The 24430-nt window shown below is 72.0% G+C and carries 23 protein-coding genes; 9 read left to right on the top strand and 14 right to left on the bottom strand.

The genetic code is table 11. The annotated features are described in order from the left end of the window. Positions 1-237 precede the first annotated feature (237 nt). Both HEP81_RS30930 and HEP81_RS30925 read left to right on the top strand, forming a co-directional pair. Positions 238-1002 carry a lysophospholipid acyltransferase family protein gene (locus HEP81_RS30930; protein WP_078967125.1) on the top strand — a complete coding sequence of 255 codons (765 nt, stop codon included), beginning with the start codon at positions 238-240 and terminating at the stop codon, positions 1000-1002. A 147-nt stretch (positions 1003-1149) separates the two neighbouring features. Continuing rightward, on the top strand, positions 1150-2817 hold the full coding sequence (locus HEP81_RS30925) for a multicopper oxidase family protein (RefSeq protein ID WP_037651132.1): 1668 nt from the start codon (positions 1150-1152) through the stop codon (positions 2815-2817). Between the two features lie 22 nt (positions 2818-2839). Here HEP81_RS30925 and HEP81_RS30920 read toward each other — a convergent pair whose 3' ends face one another. The 5 genes from HEP81_RS30920 to HEP81_RS30900 all read right to left on the bottom strand — a co-directional run bounded on the left by HEP81_RS30920 (position 2840) and on the right by HEP81_RS30900 (position 8921). Next, positions 2840-4363 (bottom strand): MFS transporter, encoded by a 1524-nt coding sequence (locus tag HEP81_RS30920; protein ID WP_037651137.1) that lies wholly within the window; start codon positions 4361-4363, stop codon positions 2840-2842. Then, positions 4360-4911, bottom strand: coding sequence for a TetR/AcrR family transcriptional regulator (locus HEP81_RS30915; RefSeq protein WP_037651139.1), 552 nt, complete (start codon positions 4909-4911; stop codon positions 4360-4362). The genes HEP81_RS30920 and HEP81_RS30915 overlap by 4 nt, the downstream gene beginning before the upstream one ends. A gap of 129 nt (positions 4912-5040) precedes the next feature. After that, on the bottom strand, positions 5041-6012 hold the full coding sequence (locus tag HEP81_RS30910; RefSeq protein WP_037651141.1) for an aldo/keto reductase: 972 nt from the start codon (positions 6010-6012) through the stop codon (positions 5041-5043). A 185-nt stretch (positions 6013-6197) separates the two neighbouring features. Next, positions 6198-7625 carry an argininosuccinate lyase gene (gene argH / locus HEP81_RS30905; protein WP_037651143.1) on the bottom strand — a complete coding sequence of 476 codons (1428 nt, stop codon included), beginning with the start codon at positions 7623-7625 and terminating at the stop codon, positions 6198-6200. Positions 7626-7727: 102 nt separating this feature from the next. Continuing rightward, positions 7728-8921, bottom strand: coding sequence for an argininosuccinate synthase (locus tag HEP81_RS30900; RefSeq protein WP_037651145.1), 1194 nt, complete (start codon positions 8919-8921; stop codon positions 7728-7730). Positions 8922-9063: 142 nt separating this feature from the next. On the opposite strand from HEP81_RS30900, the gene HEP81_RS30895 reads away from it, so the two are divergent. Beyond that, on the top strand, positions 9064-9651 hold the full coding sequence (locus tag HEP81_RS30895) for a pyridoxamine 5'-phosphate oxidase family protein (RefSeq protein WP_037651150.1): 588 nt from the start codon (positions 9064-9066) through the stop codon (positions 9649-9651). 2 nt (positions 9652-9653) lie between these two features. Beyond that, complete coding sequence (locus HEP81_RS30890; RefSeq protein WP_037651152.1) at positions 9654-10367, top strand: L,D-transpeptidase family protein; 714 nt, start codon at positions 9654-9656, stop codon at positions 10365-10367. A gap of 30 nt (positions 10368-10397) precedes the next feature. On the opposite strand, the gene HEP81_RS30885 is transcribed toward HEP81_RS30890, so the two are convergent. Both HEP81_RS30885 and HEP81_RS30880 read right to left on the bottom strand, forming a co-directional pair. Next, entirely contained in the window at positions 10398-11855 is a 1458-nt protein-coding gene (locus tag HEP81_RS30885) for a sensor histidine kinase (RefSeq protein ID WP_381126784.1), read from the bottom strand. 194 nt (positions 11856-12049) lie between these two features. Continuing rightward, positions 12050-12796 (bottom strand): response regulator transcription factor, encoded by a 747-nt coding sequence (locus HEP81_RS30880; RefSeq protein WP_037651155.1) that lies wholly within the window; start codon positions 12794-12796, stop codon positions 12050-12052. 251 nt (positions 12797-13047) lie between these two features. On the opposite strand from HEP81_RS30880, the gene HEP81_RS30875 reads away from it, so the two are divergent. The 5 genes from HEP81_RS30875 (at position 13048) to HEP81_RS30855 (ending at position 17929) form a co-directional block, all read left to right on the top strand. Beyond that, positions 13048-14400, top strand: coding sequence for a ferredoxin reductase family protein (locus HEP81_RS30875; RefSeq protein ID WP_037651156.1), 1353 nt, complete (start codon positions 13048-13050; stop codon positions 14398-14400). Between the two features lie 10 nt (positions 14401-14410). Beyond that, positions 14411-14938: an FMN-binding protein gene (locus HEP81_RS30870; protein WP_037651157.1), complete on the top strand. Its 528-nt coding sequence runs from the start codon at positions 14411-14413 to the stop codon at positions 14936-14938. Beyond that, positions 14931-15704 carry an FAD:protein FMN transferase gene (locus HEP81_RS30865; RefSeq protein WP_037651158.1) on the top strand — a complete coding sequence of 258 codons (774 nt, stop codon included), beginning with the start codon at positions 14931-14933 and terminating at the stop codon, positions 15702-15704. The genes HEP81_RS30870 and HEP81_RS30865 overlap by 8 nt, the downstream gene beginning before the upstream one ends. A 96-nt stretch (positions 15705-15800) precedes the next feature. Further along, positions 15801-16010 carry a hypothetical protein gene (locus HEP81_RS30860; protein WP_051849851.1) on the top strand — a complete coding sequence of 70 codons (210 nt, stop codon included), beginning with the start codon at positions 15801-15803 and terminating at the stop codon, positions 16008-16010. A 74-nt stretch (positions 16011-16084) separates the two neighbouring features. Then, entirely contained in the window at positions 16085-17929 is a 1845-nt protein-coding gene (locus HEP81_RS30855) for an ABC transporter ATP-binding protein (protein WP_037651160.1), read from the top strand. 30 nt (positions 17930-17959) lie between these two features. Here HEP81_RS30855 and HEP81_RS30850 read toward each other — a convergent pair whose 3' ends face one another. The 7 genes from HEP81_RS30850 to argC all read right to left on the bottom strand — a co-directional run bounded on the left by HEP81_RS30850 (position 17960) and on the right by argC (position 24256). Further along, positions 17960-18748, bottom strand: a complete 789-nt coding sequence (locus HEP81_RS30850) for a zf-HC2 domain-containing protein (protein WP_037651162.1) — start codon at positions 18746-18748, stop codon at positions 17960-17962. Next, positions 18738-19325: an RNA polymerase sigma factor gene (locus HEP81_RS30845; RefSeq protein ID WP_037651164.1), complete on the bottom strand. Its 588-nt coding sequence runs from the start codon at positions 19323-19325 to the stop codon at positions 18738-18740. Before HEP81_RS30845 ends, HEP81_RS30850 begins: the two co-directional genes overlap by 11 nt. A 91-nt stretch (positions 19326-19416) precedes the next feature. Further along, positions 19417-19962 carry an arginine repressor gene (locus tag HEP81_RS30840; RefSeq protein ID WP_037651166.1) on the bottom strand — a complete coding sequence of 182 codons (546 nt, stop codon included), beginning with the start codon at positions 19960-19962 and terminating at the stop codon, positions 19417-19419. A gap of 7 nt (positions 19963-19969) precedes the next feature. After that, positions 19970-21178, bottom strand: a complete 1209-nt coding sequence (locus HEP81_RS30835) for an acetylornithine transaminase (protein WP_037651167.1) — start codon at positions 21176-21178, stop codon at positions 19970-19972. Beyond that, positions 21175-22083 carry an acetylglutamate kinase gene (gene argB / locus HEP81_RS30830; protein WP_037651169.1) on the bottom strand — a complete coding sequence of 303 codons (909 nt, stop codon included), beginning with the start codon at positions 22081-22083 and terminating at the stop codon, positions 21175-21177. Before argB ends, HEP81_RS30835 begins: the two co-directional genes overlap by 4 nt. Continuing rightward, positions 22080-23231, bottom strand: a complete 1152-nt coding sequence (gene argJ / locus HEP81_RS30825) for a bifunctional glutamate N-acetyltransferase/amino-acid acetyltransferase ArgJ (protein ID WP_037651172.1) — start codon at positions 23229-23231, stop codon at positions 22080-22082. The genes argB and argJ overlap by 4 nt, the downstream gene beginning before the upstream one ends. Further along, positions 23228-24256: an N-acetyl-gamma-glutamyl-phosphate reductase gene (argC, locus tag HEP81_RS30820; protein WP_037651174.1), complete on the bottom strand. Its 1029-nt coding sequence runs from the start codon at positions 24254-24256 to the stop codon at positions 23228-23230. Before argC ends, argJ begins: the two co-directional genes overlap by 4 nt. Positions 24257-24430: the final 174 nt, after the last annotated feature.

Raw genomic sequence — 24430 nt, 5'->3', positions numbered from 1 at the left:
CATCAGTCCGGGAGATCGTAGGGGCGCGCATATGACAGAAGGGCGGCTTCGCGTCGAACTCGCGGGTGCCGGCGTATGGCCCGTGTGTGCGGGCAGGTGACGGGGTGTCGGGTACAGGGACGAGACGAGCGATGTCCGTCACATCGGCACAAGGGCGTTACACGCCGTCCGTGGCACGTCACCGCAGGTAAACCCATGTCAACACTTCGTAAGACCTCGGTGAACCGCTCGTCCCCGATGTGCGTTCGCGGCGAAGCCGCGAGTAATGTCCTCACCTGCACAGACCCACTTCGCACAGATTCATACCGCCCCCTGACATCGGAGGACCCGTTGTCCCGCTTCCGCCTCATCAAGGCAGTGCTCGGACCGATCATGCGCCTGATGTTCCGCCCACAGGTGGAGGGCATGGAGAACATCCCGGGGGACGGGCCGGTGATTCTGGCCGGAAATCACCTCACCTTCATCGACTCGATCGTGCTCCCGGTCGTCACGAAGCGTCAGGTGCTCTTCATCGGCAAGGACGAGTACGTCACCGGCAAGGGCTTCAAGGGCCGGCTGATGGCGTGGTTCTTCACCGGGGTCGGCATGATCCCGGTGGACCGGGACGGCGCGAACGGCGGAGTGGCGGCGCTGATGACGGGGCGCCGGGTCCTGGAGGAGGGCAAGGTCTTCGGGATCTACCCGGAGGGCACCCGCTCCCCCGACGGCCGCCTGTACCGGGGGCGTACGGGCATCGCCCGGCTGACCCTGATGACCGGCGCGCCGGTGGTGCCGTTCGCCATGATCGGCACCGACAAGCTCCAGCCCGGCGGCAACGGCATGCCGCGACCCGGCAAGGTCACCGTCCGGTTCGGCCCGGCGATGGAGTTCTCCCGCTACGAGGGCATGGACCGCGACCGCTATGTGCTGCGCGCCGTCACCGACTCCGTGATGGCCGAGGTCATGCGGCTGTCCGGGCAGGAGTACGTCGACATGTACGCCACCAAGGCGAAGGCCGCCTGAGTCCGGCGCAGCAGATGGTCGCGGGCCGTTCCGGTTGTACCGGGGCGGCCCGCGTTCGTCCGTCTGCCGGTGTGAATCTGCCCTGAGGCAGGGTCATTCGGCCTACGCCCCCGAGCGCATGATCCACAGAACATGTCTTATTCAGACATGGATACACCTTCGCGGCGAACCCTCCTCCGTGTCCCGATCGCAGCCGTCGGCGCGGGTTTCCTGGCGTCCTGCGGCTCCGGTTCGGGGCCCGAGGCCCGCTCCGGTCCGCACCACCCGGACACCGGTCCCCTCGGGGCGGGCATCGAGGGGAACTTCGTACCGGCGGGGCCCAAGGGGTACGTCAACCCCTCGGACCCGGAGGTGCTCGCCGCCGAGCGCAAACGCGGGGCGGGGCGCGTGCGCACGTACCGGTTCACCGCCGCGGAGACCAAGCTCGACCTGGGCGGGCGCTCGGTGCGCACCTGGGCGTACAACGACACGGTGCCGGGGCCGCTGGTCCGGGTGACCGCGGGCGATGTCCTCGATCTGACGCTCGCCAACCGGCTGCCGACCACCACCACCCTGCACTCCCACGGGGTGCGGCTGCGCTGCGACATGGACGGCGTCCCTGATCTGACGCAGCGGCCGATCCCGGCCGGCACGGACTTCCGCTACCGGTTCACCGTGAAGCACCCCGGCACGTATCTGCTCCACTCCCACGTCGGGATGCAGCCGGACCGCGCGCTGTACGCGCCGCTGGTCGTGGACGATCCCAAGGAGACGCTCGCCTACGACAAGGAGTGGGTCGTCGTCCTGGACGACTGGCTCGACGGCGTGGACGGCTCCACCCCCGACAGCGTGCTCGAACAACTCAAGCCGGGCGGCTCCGGGATGGCCGGCATGGGCATGGGTCCGGAGCACCCGCACGCGAGCGGAAGCCCCGCCCCGAGCCCGAGCGGATCGGCCAGGGCGAAGCGGGCGCCGTCCGCGAAGGCCGGGGGCGGCCCCGACCGGGTGCTGCACGACTCCCACAGCCGCATGCTGGACGGCGACGGCGGCAGCGTCGACTACCCGTACTACCTCGCCAACGGGCGCCTGCCGCACCACCCCCAGGAGTTCCGCTGCCGTCCCGGCGACCGCATCCGGGTGCGCTTCGTAAACGCGGGCTCTGAGACGGCCTTCCGGGTCTCGCTCGGCGGCCACGCCATGACGGTCACCCACACCGACGGCTACCCGGTGCGGCACAAGGAGACCGACGCGCTGCTCATCGGGATGTCCGAACGGTACGACGTGCTGGTGACCGCCAAGGACGGCTGCTTCCCGCTGGTCGCGCTGGCCGAGGGCAAGAAGGGCAACGCGCTCGCCGTCCTGCGCACCGACAAGGGGAAGAACCTTCCGGCGCCGGATGTCCGCCCCGATGAACTGGACGGCGAGTGCGTGCCCGCGCGGCGGCTGAGGCCGGCCGACTCGGTGGCGCTGCCCGAGCGGCACCCCGACCGCCAGCTGCGCATCAAGATCACCGGCAGTATGCAGAAGTTCGACTGGGGCTTCGACCACAAGCCGTACGACGTCCGCCAGCGGCACGAGATCCACGCCGGCGAGCGGGTGCGGCTGACCCTCATCAACGCGACGGACATGTGGCACCCCATGCATCTGCACGGGCACACCTTCGCGATGACGGGCCTGGACGCGGTGGGCGCGCGCAAGGACACGGCCCTGGTGCTGCCGCACCGCAAGCTGGTGGTGGAGTTCGACGCGGACAACCCCGGGCTGTGGATGGTGCACTGCCACAACCAGTACCACTCGGAGAGCGGGATGATGACGGTGCTCGGCTACAAGCGGTGAGGGGCCGCCGGGTGCGGCACGCTCACCCGGCGTTCTCCAGCCGCTGCCCCTTCAGCAGGAACCACGCCGCGGCCGCCGTGCCCAGCAGGACCGCCGCGCCCGCCCCGGAGGCCAGGTGGAGCCCGTGGACGAAGGCGTCGCGGGCCGCGTCCAGGAGGGACTCGGCGGTCTGCGGGGGCAGGTGGGCCGATGCCTGGACGGCGGCGCCCAGTGAGTCATGGGCGCCCGGCGGGGTGCCGGCCGGGCCGTGGAAGCCGCTGTAGACGGCGGTCACGATGGAGCCGAGGAGGGCGATGCCCAGGGCGGCGCCCAGTTCGTAGGCCGTCTCGGAGACCGCGGAGGCGGCACCCGCCTGCTCCTTGGGGACGCTGGAGAGGATGACGTCGGCGGTGACCGTGAAGGACAGGCCCGCGCCGACGCCCACCACCAGCAGGGCGGCGCCGAGCACCGGATAGCCCGTGCTCTGGCCGAGGCAGGTCAGCGCGGCCAGGGACAGGCCGACCGCGGCGAGGCCGGCCGAGACCACCGAGCGGACCGAGAAGCGCCGGGCGGCGCTGCCCGCGGCCAGTCCGGCCACCACCGCGCCCACGGCGGCGGGCAGTTCGGCCAGACCCGCCTCGAACGGGCGCCTGCCCTGGACGAGTTGGAGGTACTGGGAGAGGAAGAAGACCAGGCCGGACATGCCGAGCACGGTCAGCAGGTCGGCGAGGACCGCGCCGCTGAAGCCGCGGTGCCGGAACAGCCGCATGTCCAGCAGCGGGGCCGGCATGGTCAGCTGGCGGCGTACGAAGCCGTACAGCGCGCCCGCGCCCAGCAGGCCCGCGGCGAGCGTGGGCCAGGAGAAGCCGTGGGTGGCCGCCTCCTTGACGGCGTAGACCACACCGATCATGCCCATGAGCGACAGCAGCACACTGGCCAGGTCCCAGGGGCCCGGGTCGGGGTTGCGGGACTCGGGCAGGGTGCGGATGCCGACCAGCACGAGGACCGCCATCACCGGCAGGTTGATCAGGAAGACCGAGCCCCACCAGAAGTGCCCCAGCAGGAAGCCGCCGACGATGGGACCGACCGCCGTACCGGCCGAGGCGGTCGCGCCCCAGATGCCGACGGCGAGGCTGCGCTCGCGCGGGTCGTGGAAGAGATTGCGGATCAGGGCGAGGGTGGCCGGCATCAGGGTCGCGCCCGCGACACCGAGCAGCGCCCGCGCCAGGATCATCAACTCCGGTGTCGTGGCATAGGCGTTGAGCACGGATATCGCGCCGAACGCGGTGGCGCCGCAGAGCAGGATCCGCTTGCGGCCGATGCGGTCGCCGAGGCTGCCCATGGAGACCAGCAGGCCGGCGATGACGAAGGAGTAGACGTCACCGATCCACAGCAGCTGGGTGCCGGAGGGATGCAGGTCCTCGCTGATGTAGGGGGTCGCCAGGCCGAGCACGGTGGCGTCGACGGCCACCAGCAGCACGGCCAGGACGAGGACGCAGAGCGCGAGCCAGCGGCCCGGACGCGCCGTGGGCTGCGCCGCCTTGGCCGGCTGCACTGTGCTGGTCATGATTCCTCTCTCCGTAGAGCGCCGCCGAGCAGGAGTTCGGCGACCATGGTCGGGAAGTCGCGGGCGGCCACCCGGCCGTCCATGGTGGCCCAGGCGCAGGAGGCGGTCAGGCCGTACAGGGCCTCGGTGAGCCAGACGGGCGTCAGGTCGATACGGAACTCGCCGTCCTGCTGTCCGCGCTGGAACAGGGCGCCGATCCGGCTGTCGAGCCGCTGCCAGCCGTCGTTCTGCCGCTCGCCCTCCCACAGCTGGCTCTCGCCGTACAGGAAGGCGAGCAGTCCCGCGGCCGGCTGCATCTCGCGGACCAGCCGGCGTACGCCGTCGGTCGCGGTGCCCTCCTCGGGGTGGGCCCGGTCCAGCGCCGCCTCGCACTCGGCGATGCCGAGCGCCTCCAGCGCCCGTACCAGCGCGTCGCGGCCGGCGAAGTGCCGGTGCAGCGTCGCCCGGCTGATCCCGGCGGCCTTGGCGACCTCGTCCATGGTCGCGGTGGATTTGCGGGTCAGCAGGGCGGCGGCGCTGCGCAGTACATGGTCACGGTCCAGGGCCATGAGACAAGAGTAACCCATGTGAGACATGAATGTCTCACCACGGGCGCGCGTGACTCATCGCCGCTGGTCAGCGAGGGGCCAGCGGGAGTCGTGGATCAGCGGGTGACCTTGATCAGCGAGGCTCTTCGATCAGTGCCAGGGCAGCTGTCCGCGCCGCTCCCAGTACACGCGCGGCTCCTCCGTGAGCGTGGCGAGGCGGGTCATCCGGTCAGCGTCCAGGTCGACGGCAGGCGCGTGCAGGTTGGAGGAGAGCTGGGTGAGGGTCGCGGCGCCGGAGAGGACGACGCCCACCCAGGGCCGGCGCAGGATCCAGGCGAGGGCGACGGCGTCGGGGCCGAGCCCCTCCTCGGCGGCGATCGACTTCAGTGCCTCGGGGGCGTTCGGGTCGGCGAGCCGGCCGTTGGCCATGCCCTCCTTGACGATCACGGTCAGCCCGGCGTCATGGGCCTCGGCGAGTGCGGACTCGGCCGAGTGCTCCAGGATGTTGAACGTCGACTGGACGGTACGGAAGAGGGGCTCGCCGTCGACCGTCACCGCGAGGGCGGCGCGGACGGTGTCCGCCTGCCGGGGCCCGCTGGTGGAGAAGCCGATGGTCAGTCCCCCGGCGGCGGCCTCCGCGAGCCGCGCGTGGAGTTCCTTGTCGGTGAGGGCGGGGCTGTCCGGGGTGAGCGAGTGGATCTGGTAGAGGTCGAGCCGGTCGCCGAGCAGGGCGTCGGACTCGGCGCGCTGCCGCTCGTACGTCGCCAGGGTGTGGTCCTTGACCTCGTGCCGCTCGGCGTCGGTGGACCAGTCGGCGGTGTAGGTGTAGCCCCACTTGCTGCCGATGACCACGTCGTCGATGCCCGGGTTGGCCGCCAGCCACTGGGCGAGGAACTCTTCCGAACGGCCGTAGGAGCGGGCCACGTCGAAGTAGCGGACGCCCTGCGCGTAGGCGGCGTCGAGGAGTTCATGGCTACGGGCGCGCAGGGCGTCGACGCTGCGGTCCGCGCCGAGGTCGTCGTCCCGGCCGAGGTTGATGTAGCCGGGGCGACCGACGGCGGCGAGACCGAGTCCGATGTGGCAGGTCGGGGTGGTCGCGTGGGCGAGGCGGGCGAAGGGCATCGCGGGCTCCGGTTCGGTCGGTTCCGGTTCGGTTCCGGTTCACGACCAACGTAACCCGCGAGGGGCTTCGTCCAGGGGCGTGGCTCGTGCGGTGGGTGCGCGAGTGTGTCCGGGTTGCTCGCGCCCACGCGGCGGCAGCCGCTTATCGGCACAGCCCCGCGCCCCTTCGGGCGCCTGCCGTACGGCTACTTCTTGGCCGTCGCCCATTCGTGCTGCCGAGCCACGTCCTTCTTCACCTCGGCCAGTTGGACCGCCACCGCGCTCGGGGCGGTGCCGCCGCGGCCGTTGCGGGAGGCCAGGGCGCCGGGGACGTTCAGGACGGTGCGGACCTCGGGGGTGAGGTGGACGGAGATCTTGGCGAACTGCTCGTCCGTCAGCTCGTCCAGCTCCTTGCCCTCGGCCTCGGCGGCCTTGACGCACTCCCCCGCGACCTCGTGCGCCACCCGGAAGGGGACGCCCTGGCGGACCAGCCACTCGGCGATGTCGGTGGCGAGGGAGAAGCCGGCCGGGGCCAGCTCCTCCATGCGCTCGCGGTGCACGGTGAGGGTGGCCATCATGCCGGTGAAGGCGGGCAGCAGGATCTCCAGCTGGTCGCAGGAGTCGAACACCGGCTCCTTGTCCTCCTGGAGATCGCGGTTGTAGGCGAGGGGCAGCGCCTTGAGCGTGGCCAGCAGACCGGTCAGATTGCCGATCAGACGGCCGGACTTGCCCCGGGCCAGCTCCGCGATGTCCGGGTTCTTCTTCTGCGGCATGATCGAGGAGCCGGTGGAGAACGCGTCATGGAGGGTGACGAAGGAGAACTCCTTCGTGTTCCAGATGATGATCTCCTCGGCGATCCGGGAGAGGTTCACGCCGATCATCGCGGTGATGAAGGCGAACTCCGCGACGAAGTCCCGGGAGGCCGTGCCGTCGATGGAGTTGGCCGCGCTGCCGTGCTCGAACCCGAGGTCCGCGGCCACCGCCTCCGGGTCAAGGCCGAGCGAGGAACCGGCGAGGGCGCCGGAGCCGTACGGCGACACCGCGGTGCGCTCGTCCCACTGGCGCAGCCGCTCCGCGTCCCGGGACAGGGACTGGACATGGGCGAGCACATGGTGGGCGAAGAGCACCGGCTGGGCGTGCTGGAGATGGGTGCGGCCGGGCATCGCCACATCCGGGTGGGCCTCGGCCAGGCCGACCAGGGCGTCCTGGAGGTCGGCGATCAGGCCGCCGATGATCCGGGCGTGGTCCCTGAGGTACATCCGGAAGAGGGTGGCCACCTGGTCGTTGCGGGACCGGCCGGCGCGGAGTTTGCCGCCGAGGTCCGGGCCGAGGCGCTCCAGCAGACCGCGCTCCAGGGCGGTGTGCACGTCCTCGTCGGCGATGGTGCCGGTGAAGGAGCCGTCGGCGACGTCCGCCTCCAGCCGGTCGAGGCCGGCGATCATGCGGGTCAGCTCGCCCTCGGTGAGGAGTCCGGCCTTGTGCAGCACGCGGGCGTGGGCGCGCGAGCCGGCGATGTCGTAGGGCGCGAGCCGCCAGTCGAAGTGGACGGACGCGGACAGCTTCGCCAGGGCCTCGGCGGGACCGTCGGCGAAACGGCCGCCCCAGAGCCGTACGTCACCGCTGTTGCTGCTCACTGCGTTGCTCCTCGGAATGTTGTCTCTGTGCCACCGCCTCCCCACCCTTGCAGGTGGGGAGGCGGCCGTCAGTGTGATGCGTGCGAGGTGAACCCGTAGGGGTTACGCGAGATCCCGCTTGGCGGCGATCTTCGACGACAGGCTGTAGATGTCGATGAAGCCCTTGGCAGCGGCCTGGTCGAAGCTGTCGCCGGTGTCGTAGGTGGCGAGGTTGAAGTCGTACAGGGACGACTCGGAGCGCCGGCCGGTGACGACCGCGCGGCCGCCGTGCAGGGTCATCCGGATGTCGCCGTTGACCTGCTGGTTGGCCTCGTTGATGAAGCCGTCCAGGGCGCGCTTGAGCGGGGAGAACCACTGGCCGTCGTAGACCAGCTCGCCCCAGCGCTGCTCGACCTGGCGCTTGTAGCGGGCCAGCTCGCGCTCGACCGTGACGTTCTCCAGCTCCTGGTGGGCGGTGATCAGGGCGATCGCGCCGGGAGCTTCGTAGACCTCACGGGACTTGATGCCGACCAGGCGGTCCTCGACCATGTCGATCCGGCCGATGCCCTGGCCGCCCGCGCGCTCATTGAGCTGCTGGATGGCCTGGAGGACGGTGACGGGCCTGCCGTCGATCGCGACCGGGACGCCCTGCTTGAAGCTGATGACGACCTCGTCGGCCTCGCGCGGGGTGGCGGGGTTGGAGGTGTACTCGTAGATGTCCTCGATCGGGGCGTTCCAGATGTCCTCCAGGAAGCCCGTCTCGACGGCGCGTCCGAAGACGTTCTGGTCGATGGAGTACGGGGACTTCTTGGTGGTGGCGATCGGGAGCTGCTTGGCCTCGCAGAAGGCGATCGCCTTGTCCCGGGTCATCGCGTAGTCGCGGACCGGGGCGATGCACTTCAGGTCGGGGGCGAGGGCGACGATGCCGGCCTCGAAGCGGACCTGGTCATTGCCCTTGCCGGTGCAGCCGTGGGCGACCGTGGTGGCGCCGTGCTTCTGGGCGGCGGCCACGAGGTGCTTGACGATCGTCGGCCGGGAGAGGGCGGAGACCAGCGGGTAGCGGTCCATGTACAGGGCGTTGGCCTTGATCGCCGGGAGGCAGTACTCGTCGGCGAACTCGTCCTTGGCGTCGGCGACCTCGGCCTCGACCGCACCGCACGCGAGGGCGCGCTTGCGGATGACGTCCAGGTCCTCGCCGCCCTGGCCGACGTCGACCGCAACGGCGATGACCTCGGCGCCCGTCTCCTCGGCGATCCAGCCGATGGCGACGGAGGTGTCCAGACCGCCTGAGTAGGCGAGTACGACGCGCTCGGTCACGGGGTTTCTCCTCACAGTGCATTCGCTGATATGCATGAGTATGCAGTACACCGCATGATTCGTCAATCACCCCTCCGGGTGATGCGGGCGGGGCCCGAGAATCCTTAGACAGCCGAAAGAGTTCCGGGGATAATCCGCGGACATGGGAAAGACCTACGAGCGCATCGACGGCAGGCTCCGTACGTTCATCGAGGAACAGCCCCTCTTCTTCACCGCGACCGCGCCGCTGTCCGGCGACGGCCGGGTCAACCTCTCCCCCAAGGGCCTCAAGGGCTCGTTCGCCGTACTGGACGAACTCACCGTGGCCTACCTGGACTTCGCCGGATCCAACGCGGAGACCATCGCCCATCTGCGCGAGAACGGACGGATCACGCTGATGTGGTGCGCCTTCCAGGGCCCGCCGAACATCGTGCGGGTGCACGGCCGGGGCGAGCCGGTCTTCCGCGACGACCCGCGCTTCCCCGGACTGCTCGCCCGCTTCCCCGGCGTCGACGCGCGCTCGCACGGGCTGCGCGCGGTCATCGTGGTGCACGCCGAGCTGGTGCGGGACACCTGCGGATACGCCGTCCCCTTCATGGCGTACGAGGAGGAGCGCGATCTGCACGAGCGGCGCTTCGCGCGGGAGGACGACGCCTCCCTGAACGACTACTTCACCAAGAAGGAGCACATCGCCAGCAGCCTGGACGGACTGCCCGGGCTGCCGTTGCCGCTGCCCCCGTCTAGCGTCTGAGCATGCGCCCCGGTGTCGTCGCCAGCCTCCTGTCCTTCTCCGTGCTCGGCCTGCTCGGGGCCGCGCCCGCGCCGCGCGCGCCGGTCCCGGTGCCACTGCCCGCACGGCTCGCGGACACCGGCGGCGGCACCCAGCTGATCATCGCGCAGGCGCCGGACACCTCGTCCACGACGGGCACGGTCAGCTGGTGGGACCTGCGCGGCGGCACCTGGACCCGGGCCGGTTCCGCGCCGGCGCGGTTCGGGGCGAAGGGGCTGGTCGAGGGGAGCGCGCGCACCCAGGGGACGGACACGACGCCGACCGGGTTGTACGACCTTCCGTTCGGGTTCGGGGTCAAGGCGGCGCCGGCCGGCACGGGGATCTCCTACCGGGCGGTGAAGGAGAGTTCCTGGTGGTGCCAGGACAACGCGTCGTCGTCGTACAACCGCTGGACGGATCCGCTGCCGGGCGACTGCCGGGCCGCGGAGGCGGAGCATCTCAGCGCGTACGCCGGGCAGTACGCGTACGCGCTCGTCGTGGGGTTCAACTACCACCGGCCGGTGCGGGGGCGGGGAGCCGGGATCTTCCTGCATGTCGACGGGGCGGGGGCGACGGCCGGTTGTGTGTCGGTGCCGGAGGATGCCATGCGGCGGATCCTCCGGTGGGTGGTGCCGGGGGCTGCGCCGCGTATCGCCATCGGCACGGAGGGCGGCGCCACAGGGGTTAACCGGTATTGATCTGCTGTGCGCGCTTCCTCGCGCCCCTGACTACGTATCCGTCGGCAATTTCACCGTGAACGTCGTGGAGCCCGATGTGCTCTCCACGCCGACCGTGCCCCCATGTGCCTCCACCACCGCCGACACGATCGACAGGCCGAGGCCCGCGCCCGTGGCGGAGGCGTCGCCGTGACGGCGGTGGTCGGCGCGGGTGAAGCGTTCGAAGACGGCGGAGCGCAGCTCCTCGGGTATCCCGGGGCCGTCGTCGTGGACGGAGAGCAGGACGGCGTCGGGGCCGGCGCCGGGGTCCAGGGTGATGGTGACCTTGGTGCCGACAGGTGTGTGCAAACGCGCGTTGGCCAGCAGGTTGGCCAACACCTGGTGGAGGCGGTGGGCGTCGCCGGTGACCGTGACCGGGTCCTCCGGGAGGTCCAGGGCCCAGCCGTGGCCGGGGCCCGCGGCCCGGGCGTCGGTGACCGCGTCCAGGACCAGCCGGGTCAGATCGACCGGGCCGCGCTCCAGCGGGCGCCCCGCGTCGAGGCGGGCGAGCAGCAGCAGATCGTCCACCATCAGGCCCATCCGCGAGGACTCGGCGGCGATGCGCTCCAGGGCCCGGGTGATCTCCGGCGGCACCGGCCCCGGGTGCAGCAGGCCCAGCTCGGCGTGGCCCCGCACCGAGGCGACGGGGGTGCGCAGCTCATGACTGGCGTCGGCGGCGAACCGGCGCAGCCGCTCCTCGCTGGCGTGCCGTTTGGTGAGCGCGTCCTCGACATGCCCGAGCATGCCGTTGAGGGCCGCGGCGACCTGGCCGACCTCGCTGTGCGGGTCGGCGACGGGGGCGCGCGGGGGCAGTGCCACCACGCCGCTGGCGAGCGGGAGTTCGCTGACCCGGGTGGCGGTGGCGGTGACCCGGCCGAGGGGGCGCAGGGACCAGCGGACCCAGAGGGCGCCGCTCACCCCGGCCGTCACGAGGGCGAGGCCGAAGACGATCCCGGCGACCAGTTCCAGGCGGTGCACGGCCGCCTCGACGGGCTTCAGCGGGAGCCCGGCCATCAGGACGTCGCCGTCGCGGCCGGGGGTGGCGACGACCCGGTAGTGGCCAAGGGCGGAGAGTTCGACGGTGTGCGGGCGGCCGTCGTCGGGGATTCGGGCGAGCCGTTCGGCGTCCCGCGCGCTCAGCGTGATGTCCAGGTCGACGGAGAGGTCGCCGGAGCGGATGAGGCCCTTGTCCGTGACGGCGCCGCTCCGCAGACAGGCGCCGAAGGTGCCGGTGGCCATTCGGCGGGTGTCGGCTTCCTCGTCCCCGTCGTGGTCGTCGGGGAGCTTGCCCTGGTGCTCCAGGCTCTCCGGGAACCGGGTGCCGACCTGGGCGAGCTGCTCGTCCAGGCGCTGGGTGAGGAAGCCGTTCAGCTCGACCACGGCGGCCACCCCGACCGCGGCGCAGCTCACCGCGAGCAGCACCACCAGGCCGAAGGTGATCCGGGCACGCAGGGAGCGGAAGCGGGGCAGCCGGGCGAGGAAACGGGACGGCTTGGCGAGCAGGCCACCGCGTTCCGTCCGGCCACCGGACCTCGCCCGGTCACCGGACGGCACCTGGTCACCGCCCTTCGCGCGGGCCCCCTCCGTCGCGCGGGCCCCCTCCGTCGCGCGGTCGCGGCCACCGGCCCGCACCCGGCCATCTGTCCGCGCCCACTCACCGATCCTCACCCGGCCACCGGTTTCAGTACGTACCCCGCCCCGCGCACCGTGTGGATCATGGGCTCGCGGCCGGCGTCGATCTTCTTGCGCAGGTAGGAGATGTACAGCTCGACCACATGGGCGCGGCCGCCGAAGTCGTAGGACCAGACCCGGTCGAGGATCTGCGCCTTGCTCAGGACGCGGCGGGGGTTGCGCATCAGGAAGCGCAGGAGCTCGAACTCGGTCGGCGAGAGTTCGATCAGCTCGCCGGCCCGGGTCACCTCGCGGGCGTCCTCGTCCATCACCAGGTCGCCGACGACCAGCCCGGGGTCCTCCTCCGGCTCCGGGCGGCGGGCCATGCCGGCGCGGCGCAGCAGTCCGCGCAGCCGGGCCACGACCTCCTCCAGGCTGAAGGGCTTGGTGACGTAGTCGTCGCCGCCCGCGGTGAGCCCGGCGATCCGGTCCTCGACCGCGTCCCGGGCGGTGAGGAAGAGCACGCACACCTCGGGCTGGGTCTCGTGCAGCCGGCGCAGCACGGTGAAGCCGTCCATGTCGGGCAGCATCACGTCCAGTACGACGGCGTCGGGCGCCAGCTCGCGCGCGGCGGCGAGGGCGGCGGCGCCGTCACCGGCGGCGCGCACCTGCCAGCCCTCGTAGCGCAGGGCGCCGGTGAGCACCTCGGCGAGGTCGGGGTCGTCGTCCACGACGAGGACGCGCAGCGCGGTGCCGTCGGGGCGGGTGAGGGCCGGGCGGCCGGAACGGGTCGTGTTCATCGCGCCTCCCAGCATCGCGGGTGCGCGCGGCGCCCGGCCGCCGCTGCGGCTCTGAGTTTCCTCTGAGTGGGCTCGGCGGAGTGTCGTACTCCCTGGTCAGGGCGGTGTGTGAGAGCTCGCTGAGACCTCTGTGAGAAAGCCCTCAGAGAACCGGCCGCGGGGCCCTTTCTCAGAGGCGCCTGAGAGCTGGGTCCCGCACAGTGACTCGGGCCGGCCGGTGGCCCGGGCGGCGGACGAAGGGAACGGCACTGATGACAGCCGTGGACATGAGACGGGCGGCACCGCCCCGGCCGGGGGTCGCGCGGCGCTCCCCGGCGGGGCCGCTGCTGGCGGTGCTGTGGGCGGGGGCGGCGGCCGTGGTCGCGCTGTGGTGGGTGGACACCGCCTCCGTGGCCGGCGCGGCGGGATGGCTGACCGGTGCGGGACGGCTCGCCGGGCTGCTGTGCGGGTACGCCTGCGCGGTGCTGGTCGGTCTGATGGCGCGGGTGCCGGTGCTGGAGAACCGGGTGGGCTCGGACCGGGTGGCCCGCTGGCACGCGATGGCCGGGCGGTACACGGTGTGCCTGCTGGTGGCGCACATCGTGCTGATCCTCACCGGGTACGCCGCGCAGGACCGGGCGTCGCTGTGGCACGAGGCGGTCACCGTGGTGCTGGACTACCCGGACATGCTGAAGGCCACCGCGGGCACGCTGATCCTGTTCGCGGTCGGCATCACCTCGGCGCGGGCGGCCCGGCGCCGGATCCGGCACGAGTTCTGGTACTACGTCCATCTGCTGACGTACGCGGCCGTGTTCCTTGCCTTCTTCCACCAGGTGTCACTGGGCGAGCAGTTCAACGGCGAGCCGGTGGCGACGGCCGCCTGGTACGCGCTGTACCTCGGGGTCGCGGCGCTCGTGGTGTGGTTCCGGGTCCTCGCGCCGATCCGGCTCAACCGGCGCCACCGGCTGCGGGTGGAGTCGGTGACGCCGGAGGCGCCGGGGGTGTTCTCGGTCGTGGTGCGCGGGCGGGACCTCGACCTGCTGAGCGCGCGGCCCGGGCAGTTCTTCCGGTGGCGGTTCCGCACCGCGGGGATGGCCTGGACGTCCACGCCGTACTCCCTGTCGGCGCCGCCGCGCCCGGAGCGGCTGCGGATCACCGTGAAGGCGCTGGGCGACCACAGCGCGGCGATCTCCACACTCCGGCCCGGCACCCGGGTGTGGGCGGAGGGCCCCTACGGCGCGCTGACCGCCGACCGGGCGAGCGGCGGGCGGTCCCTGCTGATCGCGGCCGGGGTCGGCATCACCCCGCTGCGGGCCCTGTTCGAGACGCTGCCCGGCGAGGTCACGCTGCTGTACCGGGCGCGCTCGGCGCAGGACCTGGCGCTGGGCGGGGAGCTGGAGGCGATAGCGCGGTGGCGCGGCGCGAAGGTGCTGTACGCGCTGAACGGCCCGGGCGGCGAGCGGCCCCGCATCACCGCGGAGTCGCTGCGGGCGCGCTTCCCCGGTCTGCCCGCCTATGACGTCTACATCTGCGGGCCCCACGGGTTCGCCCGGGACGTGTACGAGGCCCTGCGCGCGGCGGGTTCGCCGGACCGCCGTATCCATCACGAGTCGTTCGAGCTGTGAGGCCGAGGTCATGCACGCATTGAGGAAGAACCGCCCGCTGCGCCGTGTCGTGCTGGCGAGTGCCACGACGGTCTCCGCCGTGGTGCTGCTGCTGTCCCTGAAGCCGCACAGCAGCCCTGGTCTCGCCCTGGGCGCGTCGGCGCAGGGCTCCGGGGGCGGCGCGAGCGCGCCCGCCGCTTCCGGAGGTTCTCCGACGCCCGGGAGTTCCGCGGCATCGGGGAGTTCCTCGGCGTCCGGTGGTGCCCCGGCGGCCGGAGGGGCCGCGAAGACCGTCACCGGTGAGACCGCGCAGACCCGCTGGGGACCGGTCCAGGTACGGGTGACGGTCACGGGCGGCAGGCTCACCGAGGTGACAGCCATCCAGTACCCCACGGAGAACCCGCGCGACCAGGAGATCAACAGCTACGCGCTCCCCCAGCTGCGGCGCGAGGCGCTGGCCGCGCAGAGCGCACGGATCGACATGGTCTCGGGCGCGACGTACACAAGCACCGGCTACCAGCAGTCGCTCCAGTCCGCGCTGGACCAGGTCCATGGGTGAGGGCGTCCGGCACGCGGAGGAGGTCATGGGGACCGTGTTCTCCTTCGATGTGCGGGGCGGCGAGGCCGGCGCGGTGCGGGCGGCGCTCGGGCAGGTGGTGGCGGAACTGCACGAGGTGGACACGGTGTTCAGCACCTACCGCGCGGACAGCGCGGTGTCGCGGCTGGCCCGGGGTGAGCTGCCCGTGGAGCGGTGCCCGGCCGAGGTCGCGCGGGTGCTGGGGCTCGCGGCGGAGGCGGAACGGGTCAGCGAGGGGTGGTTCAGCGCGCGGCATCGGGGGGTGCCGGATCCCACCGGGATCGTCAAGGGGTGGTCGGCGGAACGGGCCGCGCGGCGGCTGGCCGAGGTGGCCGGGGTGCGGGGGGTCAGCGTCAACGGCGGCGGCGATGTGCAGTCGCTGGGCGCGCCGGAGCCGGGGCGGCCCTGGCGGGTGGGGATCGCGGACCCCCTGCGCCCCGGCGGGCTCATCGCGGTGGTGTCGACGGCGGGGGCGGGCGAGCTGGCCGTGGCCACCTCGGGCACGGCCGAGCGGGGCGCGCACATCACGGACCCGCGCACCGGACGGCCCGCGGTCACCGACCTGGTGGCGGTGACCGTGGTGGCTCCCCGTCTGACCTGGGCGGACTGCTGGGCCACGGCCGCGTTCGCCCGGGGGTCGCGGGCGGGCCTCGGATGGCTGGAGTCGCTGCCGGACACCGAGGCACTGCTGCTCACGGCGGACGGCGAGGTGCTCCACACCGCGGGACTGGCCACGTACATAGCGTGAAAAAGGGGTTGAAAGGGAAATTTTTTCGCCGAAGAGCCATCCCTGTGCCGCCCTCGGACGTATCCCCTGTGCGGCAAATTTTCCGGGAGGAACACCATGGCTATCTTCAGCAGTCTGCTGCCCAAGGACGGCGGCGGCCACGGCCGGGGTCACGGCCGTGACCACAGCGACGACCGCTTCGACGCCTTCGACCGCTTCGACCGCTTCGACCGTCACGGAGACCGGCACGGCGACCGCCACGGTCATGGCCACGACCACGGCCACGGTGGCCACGGTCACGGGCACGGCGGCCACGGCGGCTACTGACCATCCCCACAGGCTGAGCGGACCGGGGCCCGGAGGACCCGGTCCGCCCGGCCGCTGTCCGAGGAACGCATCCCATGGCGCAAGTCCTGCGGCGGCTGCTGTCCTGGGGAGACCCCGACGGCCCCTCCTCCGACATCCCCGAGGCATCCGGCGATGTCGTCGCGGCCGCGCCCGCCGTCTCACCGCGCGCGGTCTTCCGCCGGTTCTGGCCCTACACCCGCGGCAATCGGCGCTGGCTCGCCCCGCTGCTGCTGCTCAGCCTGACCGGACCGGTCATCGACGCCGGTGAGCTGTGGCTGTTCAAGAGCGTCGTGGACCAGGTGCTGGTCCCCCGGGACCTGCACCCCTTTCTGTGGATCGCCCCGGCCTACCTGGGGCTGATCCTGTGCTCCGGCGTCCTCGGCTTCGCCGACGAGATGACCTCCACCTGGGTCGGCGAACGCTTCCTGCTCTCGCTGCGCCGCGATGTCTTCCGGCATGTGCAGGGCCTGTCCCTCGGCTTCTTCGAACGCCGCCGGCTCGGCGATGTGCTCTCCCGCGTCACGGGTGATGTGGACGCGGTCGAGACCTTCCTGCTCTCGGGCGTGGCGGACGCCCTGTACTACGTGCTCCAACTGGCCGTCTTCGTCGGCCTGCTGTTCTACCTGAGCTGGGATCTGACCCTGCTCGCGCTGGTCATCGTGCCCCTGTTCTGGGGCGCGGCCCGGCACTTCTCGCGGCTGATCAAGGACGCCTCCCGGGAGCGCAGACGGCGCACCGGCTCGCTCAGCGCGATCGCCGAGGAGGTGCTCGGCAATGTCGCGCTCGTGCAGGCGTACAACCGGCAGGACTGGGAGGCGCGCCGGTTCGATCGGGAGAACGTCGGGCGGTTCCGGGCGGTGATGGCCTCGACGCGGATCCGGTCCCTGTACGCCCCGCTCGTGGAGATCATCGAGGTGGCGGGCGGGCTCGCGGTGCTGGGCCTCGGCACCTGGAAGCTGTCCCAGGGCCAGCTCACCCTGGGCGGGCTGCTGGTCTTCCTCGCCCTGATCGGCAAGATGTACAGCCCCGTGCACGGCCTGTCCGGGCTCGGCACCACCTTCTACTCCGCCGCCGCCTCGGCCGAGCGGATCATCGAACTGCTGGACCAGCGGCCGCAGGTCACCGAACTCCCCGGGGCCCGCTCACTCGGCCGGGCACGCGGGGCGGTGGAGTTCGACGGCGTCTGGTTCCGCTACCCCGGCACCACCCCCTGGGCCCTCGCGGACGTCTCGTTCCGGGTGGCGCCCGGCGAGACGCTGGCGCTGGTCGGGGCGAGCGGCGCGGGCAAGTCCACGGCCGCGCGGCTCCAGTTGCGGTTCTACGACCCCGAGCGGGGCGCGGTCCGGCTCGACGGCACCGATCTGCGCGAACTGCGCCTGGCCGAGGTCCGCGAGAGCGTCGCGGTGGTGCTCCAGGAGACCCTGGTCTTCCACGGCACGGTGCGGGAGAACATCGCCTACGGCCGTCCGGAGGCGTCCGAGGCGGAGATCGTCGCGGCGGCGCGCGCGGCGGACGCGCACGAGTTCATCGAACGGCTCCCGGACGGCTACGACACCCTCGTCGGGCAGCGCGGCCGCACCCTGTCCGGCGGTCAGTGCCAGCGGCTCGCGATCGCCCGCGCGATGGTCAGGGACGCGCCCGTGCTGCTCCTCGACGAGCCGACCACCGGGATCGACGCGAGTTCCGGCCGGCGGATCATGGAGCCGCTGCGGCGGCTGATGGCCGGGCGGACCACCATCGTCATCTCGCACAACCTGCTCACCGTGCGCGACGCCACCCGGATCGTGGTGCTGGACCGGGGCCGGGTCGTGGAGGACGGCGCCCACGGCGATCTGCTGGTGCGCGACGGGACGTACGCACGGCTGCACCGGCTGAACACCGGCACCGTGCTGTCGTAGACCCTCGTCGCGCTCCCCCTGACCGCCCTCTCATGTCTGCTGGGACGGCACATGCGTCTCCCGGGTCAGCACGTGCCCGGTCTGGAGGTGGGCGCGGGCGAGGACCGTGCCGTCGGCGGAGGTCAGCCGGGCGCCGGAGACCGCGTCCGCGTCGACCGGCGCCTGGGCCCCCCAGTGGCCCTGCCCGTCGCGCACGGTGAAGTCGCCCACGCGCACGGTCCTACCGTCGGAGCGCTCCAGCACACAGCTGACCCGGCCGCTGTACGCGCTGCCGTGCCCGGCCAGGTCGACGGTCACGAAGATCCAGCCGGGGCTGCCGGGGTGGGCGTAGACCTCGCCGATGGGCGAACCGCCGGCGGCCGAGTCCGCGGTCATGTCGCCGACCAGTATGGGCTCGGAGTCCATGGTGCGCGGGGCCGCGGCGGTGACCGTCTCCACGGCGGTGCCGATGCCCCAGCCGGCGAACCCGGCGACCACCGCGAGCCCCGCCGCGGCCGCCCCGAGCCGGACCCGGGCCCGGCGCGCCCGCCCGCGCAGCACCGGGAACGCCGGGGCTCGGGCGGCGGTGCGCCCGTCCGCGGCCGCCTGCTGGGTGAGGCTGCGGGCCACCCGGGTCTCGAAGCCGAGCGGCGGCTCCTGGCAGGGCAGCAGGCCGATCAGCCGGTCGCCGACCAGGGTCAGCTGCCGGACGAACTCCCGGCAGTCCGCGCAGGTGTCCAGATGGGCGACCGCCTCCGCGCGCTCCCGCCCGGGCAGCACGCCCAGCGCCAGCTCGGCGCCGATCTCGCGCATTTTCTCGCAGTTCGCGTCACTGGACATGGCCGCCTCGCTCCGGAGCCGACAGTGTGGTGCGCAGTTTGCCCATCGCCGCTCTGATGCGGGTCTTGGCGGTGCCCAGCGGGATCTGTTCCGCGTCGGCGACCTGCTGGGCGGTCATTCCGTAGATACCGGCCATCATCAGGGCCCGCGCCTGTTCGCGGGGCAGCCGGGAGACCGCGGCCCGCAGCCGGGCGGAGGCCTCGTCGGCCAGCGCCCAGCGCTCGGGGGTCTCGGTGACGGTGCCGAGCAGGGCGTCGAGGTCCTCGGGGGCCACCGGCTCGGTGCGCCGGGCGCGTACCGCGTCGATGGCCAGGTTGTGCGCGATGGTGGTCAGCCAGGTGGTGACCGAACCACGGCGCGAGTCGTAGATCTGCGCGTGCCGCCACGCGCGTTCGAACGTCTGCTGCGCGACGTCCTCGGCGAGCTGGCGGTCTCCGGTGACGGCCATGGCGACACCGAAGACCCGGTGCTGGAAACGTCGTACGAAGACGACGGCCAGCTCCTGGTCTCCGGTGGCCAGCCCGGACAGCAGAGCCTCGTCCGGGAGGCGACCCACGGGGAACCGCAAACCCGACACACCTCTTTATACGGCCGACGGCCACAGGGAGATTGCCGCTCCCATTCTCCGTCGCGGAGCGGGCACCCGCATGCGCCGGTCGGGGCCCGGCTCAGTGGCCGTTCTGCGCGAGCTTGAGCAGATGGTCCGCGAGGGCCTGGCCGCCGGTCGGGTTGCGGCTGATCAGCAGCAGGGTGTCGTCGCCGGCGATGGTGCCGAGGATGTCGTGGAGTTCGGCCTGGTCGATGGCCGAGGCGAGGAACTGGGCGGCCCCGGGCGGGGTGCGCAGCACCACCAGGTTGGCCGAGGCCTCCGCGGAGATCAGCAGCTCCTGGGACAGGCGCCGCATCCGCTCCTCCTTGGCGGACTCGCCGAGCGGTGCGCGCGGGGTGCGGAAGCCGCCCTCGCTGGGCACGGCGTAGATGAGATCGCCGTCGTTGTTGCGGATCTTGACCGCGTTCAGCTCGTCGAGGTCCCGGCTCAGCGTCGCCTGGGTGACGCTGAGCCCGTCGTCGGCGAGCAGCTTGGCCAGCTGACTCTGCGAGCGCACCGGCTCGCGGTTGAGGATGTCCACGATCCGGCGGTGCCGTGCGGTGCGGGTCTGCGGCACGGCGGGCCCGGCACCTGTCTGTTGCTCGTGCTCCTGCGCCTGGCTCATCGTCGTCTCATTCTCCGGATCGTCCGTCCCCGCCTGCGTCGAGGATGCCGGGCAGCGCCTGGAGCAAGGCACCCGCCTCGTCGTCGCGCAGGTTCAGCGGGGGCATGAGCCGTACGACGTCGGGGGCGGGGGCGTTCACCAGGAACCCGGCCTCCTGGGCCGCCTGCTGCACCTCGTGCGCGCGCGGCCCGGTGAGCACGATACCCAGGAGCAGGCCCGCACCCCGGACATGGCCGACCAACGGATGGCCCAGCGCCTCGATGCCCGCGCGCAGCTTCTCGCCCTGCCGCTTCACGTTCTCCAGCAGTCCCTCGCCCTCGATGGTGTCGAGGACAGCGAGGCCCGCGGCGCAGGCGACCGGGTTCCCGCCGAAGGTCGTGCCGTGCTGGCCGGGCCCGAGCAGTTCGGCGGCGCGGCCGAAGGCGACGGTGGCGCCGAGCGGGAGGCCGCCGCCCAGCTGCTTGGCGAGGGTGACCACATCGGGCAGCACCCCCTCGTGGGCCTGGTACGCGAACCAGGTGCCGGTGCGGCCGACGCCGGTCTGCACCTCGTCCAGGACCAGCAGGGCGCCGGTGGCGGCGGTGATGGCGCGGGCGGCCTTGAGATAGCCGGCCGGGGGCACGACCACGCCGTTCTCGCCCTGGATCGGCTCGATGATCACCAGGGCGGTCTCGTCGGTGACGGCCGCGGCCAGGGCCTGGGCGTCGCCGTAGGGGACGTGGGTGACATCGCCGGGCAGCGGCCGGAAGGGGTCCTGCTTGGCGGGCTGCCCGGTGAGCGCGAGGGCGCCCATCGTACGGCCGTGGAAGCCGCCCTCGGTGGCGACGACATGGGTGCGCCCGGTGAGCCGGCCGATCTTGAAGGCGGCCTCGTTGGCCTCGGCGCCGGAGTTGCAGAAGAACACCCGGCCCTCGCGGCCGAAGAGCTGGAGCAGCCGTTCGGCGAGCGCGATGGGCGGCTCGGCGATGAACAGGTTGGAGACATGGCCGAGGGAGGCGATCTGCTTGCTGACGGCGTCCACGATCGCCGGGTGGGCGTGGCCGAGCGCGTTGGTGGCGATGCCGCCGACGAAGTCGGTGTACGCGCGGCCCTCGGCGTCCCACACGGTGGTGCCCGCGCCGCGCACCAGCGGCAGCCGGGGGGTGCCGTAGTTGTTCATGAGCGCGCCCTGCCAGCGCTGGGTCAGGTCCTGGTTGCCGGTCTGATACCCCGTCACGATGCGTCCCCTTCGGGCTCGTCGGGCACGACCATGGTGCCGATGCCCTCGTCGGTGAAGATCTCCAGCAGGATGGAGTGCTGTACCCGTCCGTCGATGACGCGGGCGGTGCGCACACCGCCGCGCACCGCGTGCAGGCAGCCCCGCATCTTGGGCACCATGCCGGAGCTCAACTCCGGGAGCAGCTTCTCCAGTTGGGTGGCGGTGAGGCGGCTGATCACCTCGTCGGAGTGCGGCCAGTCCTCGTAGAGGCCCTCGACATCGGTGAGGACCATGAGAGTTTCGGCGCCAAGGGCCGCAGCGAGTGCCGCAGCCGCCGTATCAGCATTGACGTTGTAGACATGACCGTCGTCCTGACTGCGGGCGATGGAGGAGACGACCGGGATACGGCCGTCGGCGAGCAGGGCCTCGATGGCGCCGGTGTCGATCGCGGTGATCTCGCCGACGCGCCCGATGTCGACCAGTTCCCCGTCGATCTCGGGCAGATGCTTGGTGGCGGTGATGGTGTGCGCGTCCTCGCCGGTGAGGCCGACGGCGAGCGGGCCGTGCCGGTTGAGCAGGCCGACCAGTTCGCGCTGCACCTGTCCGGCGAGCACCATCCGTACGACGTCCATGGCGTCCTCGGTGGTGACCCGCAGGCCCGCCTTGAACTCGCTGACGATGCCGTGCCGGTCGAGGGCGGCGCTGATCTGGGGGCCGCCACCGTGCACCACGACCGGCTTGAGTCCGGCGTGCCGCAGGAAGACGACGTCCTGGGCGAAGGCGGCCTTCAGTTCCTCGTCCACCATGGCGTTGCCGCCGAACTTGATGACGACGGTCTTTCCGTGGTGCCGGGTCAGCCAGGGCAGCGCCTCCACGAGGATCTGCGCCTTGGGCAGGGCCGTGTGCTTACGGGTCGTGGTCATGAGGAGTAGGCGCTGTTCTCGTGGACGTAGTCGGCGGTCAGGTCGTTGGTCCAGATCGTCGCGGTCTCGGTGCCGGCGGCGAGGTCGGCCACGATGTGGACCTCGCGGTAGCGCATGTCGACCAGGTCGCGGTCCTCGCCGACGGAGCCGTTCTTGCACACCCAGACGCCGTTGATGGCGACATTGAGCTGGTCGGGCTCGAAGACGGCGCTCGTGGTGCCGATCGCGGACAGGACGCGGCCCCAGTTGGGGTCCTCGCCGTGGAGGGCGCACTTGAGGAGGTTGTTGCGGGCGATGGAGCGGCCCACCTCGACGGCGTCCGCCTCGCTGGCGGCGCCCACGACCTCGACCTTGATGTCCTTGCTGGCGCCCTCGGCGTCGCCGATGAGCTGGCGGCCGAGGTCGTCGCAGACCTGCCGTACGGCCTCCGCGAAGGCGTCGTACTCCGGGGTGATGCCGGAGGCGCCGGAGGAGAGCAGCAGCACGGTGTCGTTGGTGGACATGCAGCCGTCGGAGTCGACGCGGTCGAAGGTGACCTTGGTGGCGGCGCGCAGGGCCTGGTCCAGGGTGGCGTCGTCCACGTCGGCGTCGGTGGTGATGACGACCAGCATGGTGGCGAGGCCGGGGGCGAGCATGCCGGCGCCCTTGGCCATGCCGCCGACCGTCCAGCCGGCGCCGGTGGCGACCGAGGTCTTGTGCACGGTGTCGGTGGTCTTGATGGCGATGGCGGCCTTCTCGCCGCCGTGCTCGGACAGCTGGGCTGCTGCGGTGTCGATGCCGGGGAGCAGCTTGTCCATGGGCAGCAGGACGCCGATGAGGCCGGTGGAGCAGACGGCGACCTCGATGGCGCCGCGGCCGAGGGCCTCGCCCGCCTTCTCGGCCGTCGCATGGGTGTCCTGGAAGCCCTTGGGGCCCGTACAGGCGTTGGCGCCACCGGAGTTGAGGACCACGGCGGAGACCTGGCCGCTCTTCATGACCTGCTCGGACCACAGCACCGGCGCGGCCTTGACGCGGTTGGCGGTGAAGACGCCGGCGGCGGCACGGCGGGGCCCGTCGTTGACCACGAGGGCCAGGTCGGGGTTGCCGTTCTGCTTGATCCCGGCGGCGATACCGGCCGCCCGGAATCCCTTGGCTGCCGTGACGCTCACGGTGCGACTCCGATCGTGGAAAGCCCGGTGGTCTCGGCGAGACCCAGGGCGAGGTTCATGCTCTGGACGGCACCGCCGGCGGTGCCCTTGGTCAGGTTGTCGATGGCGCTGATCGCGATGATGCGGCCCGCGGCCGCGTCGTACGCGACCTGCACCTGAACGGCGTTGGAACCGTGGACGGCGGCCGTCGCGGGCCACTGCCCCTCGGGCAGCAGACGGACGAAGGGTTCATCGGCGTACGCCTTCTCGTACGCGGCGCGCACCGCCTCGGCGCCCACCCCGGGGACGGCCTTCGCGCTGCATGTGGCGAGGATGCCGCGGGGCATCGGGGCGAGGGTCGGCGTGAAGGAGACGGTGATCGGCTCCCCCGCGACCGCGCCGAGGTTCTGGATCATCTCAGGGGTGTGCCGGTGGCCGCCGCCGACGCCGTACGGCGACATGCTGCCCATGACCTCGCTGCCCAGCAGTTGCGGCTTGGGTGCCTTGCCGGCGCCGGAGGTGCCGGAGGCGGCGACGATCACGGCCTCGGGCTCGGCGATCCGCGCCGCGTACGCCGGGAAGAGGGCGAGGGTCGCGGCGGTGGGGTAGCAGCCGGGCACGGCGATCCGCTTGGTGCCGGTGAGCGCGGCGCGGGCGCCGGGCAGCTCGGGCAGGCCGTAGGGCCAGGTGCCGGCGTGCGGGGAGCCGTAGAACTTCTCCCAGTCGGCCGCGTCCTTCAGCCGGAAGTCGGCGCCCATGTCGATCACGAGCACATCCGGGCCGAGCCGTTCGGCGACGGCGGCGGACTGTCCGTGCGGCAGCGCGAGGAAGACCACGTCGTGCCCGGCGAGGCTCTCGGGCGTGGTCTCGGCCAGCACCCGGTCGGCCAGCGGCCACAGGTGCGGCTGGAGCGCTCCGAGCCGTTGTCCGGCGTTGGAGTTCCCGGTCAGGGCCCCGATCTCGACCTCGGGGTGCGCGAGGAGCAGCCGCAGGACCTCTCCGCCCGCGTATCCACTCGCTCCGGCAACCGCCGCACGTACCGCCATGTCCGTCCTCCTCTGGATGGCATGACTATACGCATCACTGCACGTTTATGCAATGAGTGGATGGGAGGGAGCGGCTTCCGGCCGTGACAGAACGCGGACGTCGTGGAGAACCGCCTGTAACTGGCTGCGGGATACAAATATCTCCGACCACACGCAGTGCACAGTTCCTGGGGG

The organism is Streptomyces griseofuscus, from assembly GCF_014673495.1.
In the GTDB taxonomy this organism is placed as follows: domain Bacteria; phylum Actinomycetota; class Actinomycetes; order Streptomycetales; family Streptomycetaceae; genus Streptomyces; species Streptomyces murinus.
Note: the sequence above shows the minus strand (reverse complement) of the source record. Positions and strands in the feature narration are given on the sequence as shown.

Coding starts and splice junctions, on each gene's coding strand:
- HEP81_RS30925 (WP_037651132.1), top strand. CDS start 1,150: ATGGATACACCTTCGCGGCGAACCCTCCTCCGTGTCCCGATCGCAGCC.
- argC (WP_037651174.1), bottom strand. CDS start 24,256: ATGGCGGTACGTGCGGCGGTTGCCGGAGCGAGTGGATACGCGGGCGGA.
- HEP81_RS30895 (WP_037651150.1), top strand. CDS start 9,064: ATGGGAAAGACCTACGAGCGCATCGACGGCAGGCTCCGTACGTTCATC.
- HEP81_RS30915 (WP_037651139.1), bottom strand. CDS start 4,911: ATGGCCCTGGACCGTGACCATGTACTGCGCAGCGCCGCCGCCCTGCTG.
- HEP81_RS30865 (WP_037651158.1), top strand. CDS start 14,931: ATGGGTGAGGGCGTCCGGCACGCGGAGGAGGTCATGGGGACCGTGTTC.
- HEP81_RS30910 (WP_037651141.1), bottom strand. CDS start 6,012: ATGCCCTTCGCCCGCCTCGCCCACGCGACCACCCCGACCTGCCACATC.
- HEP81_RS30850 (WP_037651162.1), bottom strand. CDS start 18,748: ATGTCCAGTGACGCGAACTGCGAGAAAATGCGCGAGATCGGCGCCGAG.
- argB (WP_037651169.1), bottom strand. CDS start 22,083: ATGACCACGACCCGTAAGCACACGGCCCTGCCCAAGGCGCAGATCCTC.
- HEP81_RS30860 (WP_051849851.1), top strand. CDS start 15,801: ATGGCTATCTTCAGCAGTCTGCTGCCCAAGGACGGCGGCGGCCACGGC.
- HEP81_RS30920 (WP_037651137.1), bottom strand. CDS start 4,363: ATGACCAGCACAGTGCAGCCGGCCAAGGCGGCGCAGCCCACGGCGCGT.
- HEP81_RS30855 (WP_037651160.1), top strand. CDS start 16,085: ATGGCGCAAGTCCTGCGGCGGCTGCTGTCCTGGGGAGACCCCGACGGC.
- HEP81_RS30840 (WP_037651166.1), bottom strand. CDS start 19,962: ATGAGCCAGGCGCAGGAGCACGAGCAACAGACAGGTGCCGGGCCCGCC.
- HEP81_RS30880 (WP_037651155.1), bottom strand. CDS start 12,796: ATGAACACGACCCGTTCCGGCCGCCCGGCCCTCACCCGCCCCGACGGC.
- HEP81_RS30870 (WP_037651157.1), top strand. CDS start 14,411: ATGCACGCATTGAGGAAGAACCGCCCGCTGCGCCGTGTCGTGCTGGCG.
- HEP81_RS30930 (WP_078967125.1), top strand. CDS start 238: ATGTGCGTTCGCGGCGAAGCCGCGAGTAATGTCCTCACCTGCACAGAC.
- HEP81_RS30875 (WP_037651156.1), top strand. CDS start 13,048: ATGACAGCCGTGGACATGAGACGGGCGGCACCGCCCCGGCCGGGGGTC.
- HEP81_RS30890 (WP_037651152.1), top strand. CDS start 9,654: ATGCGCCCCGGTGTCGTCGCCAGCCTCCTGTCCTTCTCCGTGCTCGGC.